Here is a 4,124-nt window from a genome sequence, read left to right as displayed (position 1 = left end):
AGGCGCCCGGCAAGGACCTCGGCTACGTCGTCCTGCCGGTCGTCATCCCGGCGGGGATGACGCCCAACGAGGCGCTCGACAACAACGACGTGTACAAGGTCGTCTGGCAGGTGCTGCAGGCGCTCCGCTCGCACGACGACAGCTTCGACGCGATGGTCAACAAGATGGACCTGATGCAGGTGCCTCCCAGCAAGATGGAGGTCATCGCCGTCACCGACCGGATCCAGCCGAAGCAGCGGAAGTCGACCGCGGCGGAGAAGGCCAAGTCCTCCTGGGGAATCGGCAGCAAGCCGGCGCCCAAGGAAGGCGCACCCGGCGCTGCGCAGACGCACCTGGAGTTCGAGATCGGCGAGATCGAGCGCGCCATCTACGCCAAGCTCGTCCAGAAGGTGGGGAACCGCCACCACTGGGAGGAGTGGGCCAACGACATCGCCAAGATCGCCCAGACGCACATCAGCCGGATCACCCAGCTCGTCGAGGACCCCAGGCACAAGAGGGAGCGGGCGGCCTTCCAGGCCTTCGCCACCGAGCTGCGCGACGACCTGAACGACAGCATCACCGACGCCGAGGTGATCGAGATGCTCGCGCAGCATCTCATCACCAAGCCGGTGTTCAACGCGATCTTCGCCGGGCACGGCTTCGCCGACCGCAATCCGATCTCGGTGGCGATGCAGAAGGTGCTCGACGTGCTGCACGAGCATCATCTGGAGAAGGAGACCGACACGCTCCGCGGCTTCTATGCGAGCGTGAAGCTCCGCGCCGAGGGCATCGACACCGCGGCGGGTCGGCAGAAGATCGTGGTGGAGCTCTACGACAAGTTCTTCCGTGGCGCCTTCCCGCGCCTGACGGAGCGCCTCGGGATCGTCTACACGCCGGTGGAGGTGGTGGACTTCATCATCCACAGCGTGGCGCACCTGCTGGAGAAGGAGTTCGGCCAGACGCTCGGCAGCGAGGGGGTGCACATCCTCGATCCGTTCACCGGGACGGGGACGTTCATCACGCGGCTGATGCAGAGCGGGCTGATCACGCGCGAGCAGCTGATCCGGAAGTACAAGTCCGAGATCCACGCGAATGAGATCGTGCTGCTCGCGTACTACATCGCGGGTGTGAACATCGAGGCGGTGTATCACGACATCGTGGGTGGTGACTACGAGTCGTTCCCCGGAATCTTGTTGACCGACACGTTCCAGATGTACGAGAAGGAAGATCTACTTGCGGAGTTGTTGGTGGACAACAGCGCGCGGCGGGTGCGGCAGCGGAAGCTCGACATCCGGGTAATTGTCGGGAATCCGCCCTACTCGGCGGGGCAGAAGGATGCGGCAGACGACAATCAGAACGTGGCGTACCCCGCGCTCGATGCTCGCATCGGCGACACCTACGTTGCTCGATCGACGGCGACGCAAAAGAAGGCGCTGTATGACAGCTATATCCGCGCACTCCGGTGGGCGTCGGACCGCGTGGGAGAGGCCGGGGTCGTGGGCTTTGTAACCAACGCTGGGTTCCTGGAAGGGAATGCGGGTTCTGGGATCCGACGGTGCTTGGCGGAGGAGTTCAGTAGCATCCTTGTGTTCCACCTGCGGGGCAATCAACGCACGCAGGGCGAGCGATCGCGACGGGAGGGGGGAAAAGTCTTCGGTGGTGGCAGCCGCGCGCCTATCGCGATCTCGCTGCTGGTGAAGAATCCAAACGCCCACAGCGTCGGACGTGTCCTATTCCACGATATCGGTGACTTTCTCGATCGCGAGCGTAAGCTCGCGGTCGTGCGCGAGTTTGGAAGCGTTGCTGGTATCGAGGCCGCAGGTAAGTGGAGTCCGATCGAACCCGATGAGCACGGCGACTGGCTTAGTCAGCGCGCGGCCGGGTTTGAGAACTATTGGGCGCTCGGCAACAAGAAGGGCGGCGAGGCTACGGTCTTCGAGAGTTACTCTCTCGGCGTGAGTACGAACCGTGATGTGTGGGCGTATAACGACTCTCGTCGCGACTTGACGCAGAACTTCCGACGTGCCGTCGACTTCTACAACCGGGAGGTCGAGCGCGTATCCAAGTCGCTTGAGGGTGGCGCGGCAATGTCCATTAGCGGACTGCGCTCGTTCGTTGACTCCGATCCAACGAAGTTCGGCTGGGATGACAAGCTGTTCCGCGCAGCGTTGGCGAGGCGCCGCGGTTCGTTCGGGGAGGCACATCTTCGTCCCGCCATCTATCGGCCGTTCAACAAGAGATGGTTGTACTTCGATCGCGACTTCATCACCCGGCCCGGCCAGCAACCGCGTATCCTCCCGACCGGGAGCGACGAGAACCGGATCATCCTGGTCAATGCTAACTATGGCGGTTCTGGGTTCGTCGCGTTTGCCACTGATGTGACGCCAGATCTGCATGTGAACGGCGACGCGCAGTGCTTTCCGCTCTACTTGTACGGAAGCGCGAATTCGGCCGACCTTGAATCCGAGTCTGACGCGCCTCAACTCGCTCTCGGGGGAGGCGTGTCCGAGTCAAACGACGGCCGCCGCCTCGCGATAACCGACGCCGCCCTCACCCACTTCCAGTCCGCGTATCCGAAGGACTCGGGAATCACCAAGGAATCCATCTTCTACTACTGCTACGGCATCCTCCACCACCCGGAGTACCTCGAGCAGTACGCCGACAACCTCTCCAAGGAACTCCCCCGCATCCCCCGCGTGAAGTCCGCCGAGGACTTCTGGAAGATCCACGACATCGGCAAGACCCTCGGCGACTGGCACATCGGCTACGAGCGGTTCGACCACACGCTTGCCTCCCGCGTCGTCGTCGACACCAACGGCAAGAAGCTCTCCGACGCCCATTACCGCGTCGAGAAGATGAAGTACGCCAAGAAGGACGGCGCCAAGGACCTCACGACCATCCACTACAACGAGCACATCACCGTCCGCAACATCCCCGTCCACGCGCACGACTACGTCATCAATGGCCGCTCGGCCATCGACTGGGTCGTCGAGCGCCAAGGCGTCCGCACCGACAAGGACAGCGGCATCGTCAACGACTCCAACGACTGGGCCACGGAGACGATGCAGAATCCCAAGTACCCGCTCGAGCTCCTCCTGCGCGTGATCGCGCTCAGCGTCGAAACGCTCCGGCTCGTCGGCGAGCTTCCCAAGCTGGACGTCCTGGAGAGCTAGGCGCACCTGCGGCATATCGGTACGACCCGCGTCGGATCGATTCGCCGGCGGCGCGGAACCCACGCCAGGATGGTCCGATGGCCGAGCCGACGCACCTGAAGATGCTCATTTGGGGCAAGACCTATCCGGAGTTGAGCAGCAAGCACGCGGAGACGGTCTGTACCGGCGCGGTCGACGAGAGCGGGCGCCCGATCCGGCTCTACCCGGTCCCCCTACGGTATCTGGAAGGCGATCAGCGGTACCGCCTCTACGACATCGTCGAGGTGCGCGCCGACCGCAACCCGCGGGACAACAGGCCCGAGAGCCACCGGATTGTCCCGAACTCGCTCTCCATCGTGGGCAAGGTGCCGACCGACGACCAGGAGTGGGCCGGTCGTCGAGAGTGGATCTGCCGCGATACCTCCTGGCACTACGACAGTCTCGCCGATCTCGAGGCCGCTCGGCTCCACGATGACACCTCGATGGGCCTCATCCGGCCCGGTGTGGTCGAGCGCGTCTACCTGAAGCCGAAGAAGGCAGCGGCAAGGCGCGAGTTCGAGGAGAAATGGGAGAGCGTCACCTCCCAGCAGGACCTCTTCCTGCCGGAGTACAAGGCGCTCCAGTACCTCACGCACGAGATCCGGATCGACTGGCGCTGCGCGGCGTCGTGCGAAACGTGTCGCAGGCGCCCCCACGACATGATGGTCCTCGACTGGGGTCTGCTCGAACTCGCGCGGCGCGACGGGGACTGGGAAAAGGCCCGTCGGAAGCTCGAGACGATCTCGGATCTTGCCACACACGACTTCCGGCTCTTCATCGGGAACTTCTTCCTGCATCAGCAGACGTGGGGCGTCATCGGCCTCTGGTACCCCAAGCGCCAGGCACAGCAGCGCCTGTTCTAGGCGGGAAGCAGGCGCCGGCAGCCGTCGGGGCCGAGATGCTCGACCTCGCCATCGTGGAGCGCGGCCCACGCCTCCGCCAGGATGCCCCGGT

General features: G+C 63.8%; 2 protein-coding genes. Both read left to right on the top strand.

Going from position 1 to position 4,124, the window contains the following annotated elements:
* Positions 1 to 3,152 (top strand): type ISP restriction/modification enzyme (locus WML84_RS13335; protein WP_347346626.1); only part of this gene is annotated, 3,152 nt, incomplete at its 5' end.
* A gap of 77 nt (positions 3,153 to 3,229) precedes the next feature.
* Positions 3,230 to 4,033 carry a hypothetical protein gene (locus WML84_RS13330; protein WP_347346625.1) on the top strand — a complete coding sequence of 268 codons (804 nt, stop codon included), beginning with the start codon at positions 3,230 to 3,232 and terminating at the stop codon, positions 4,031 to 4,033.
* Positions 4,034 to 4,124 lie beyond the last annotated feature (91 nt).

Source organism: Microbacterium sp. (assembly GCF_039812165.1).
Classification (GTDB): Bacteria; Actinomycetota; Actinomycetes; order Actinomycetales; family Microbacteriaceae; genus Microbacterium.
This window is presented reverse-complemented; position numbering and strand designations above follow the sequence as displayed.

Coding starts and splice junctions, on each gene's coding strand:
- WML84_RS13330 (WP_347346625.1), top strand. CDS start 3,230: ATGGCCGAGCCGACGCACCTGAAGATGCTCATTTGGGGCAAGACCTAT.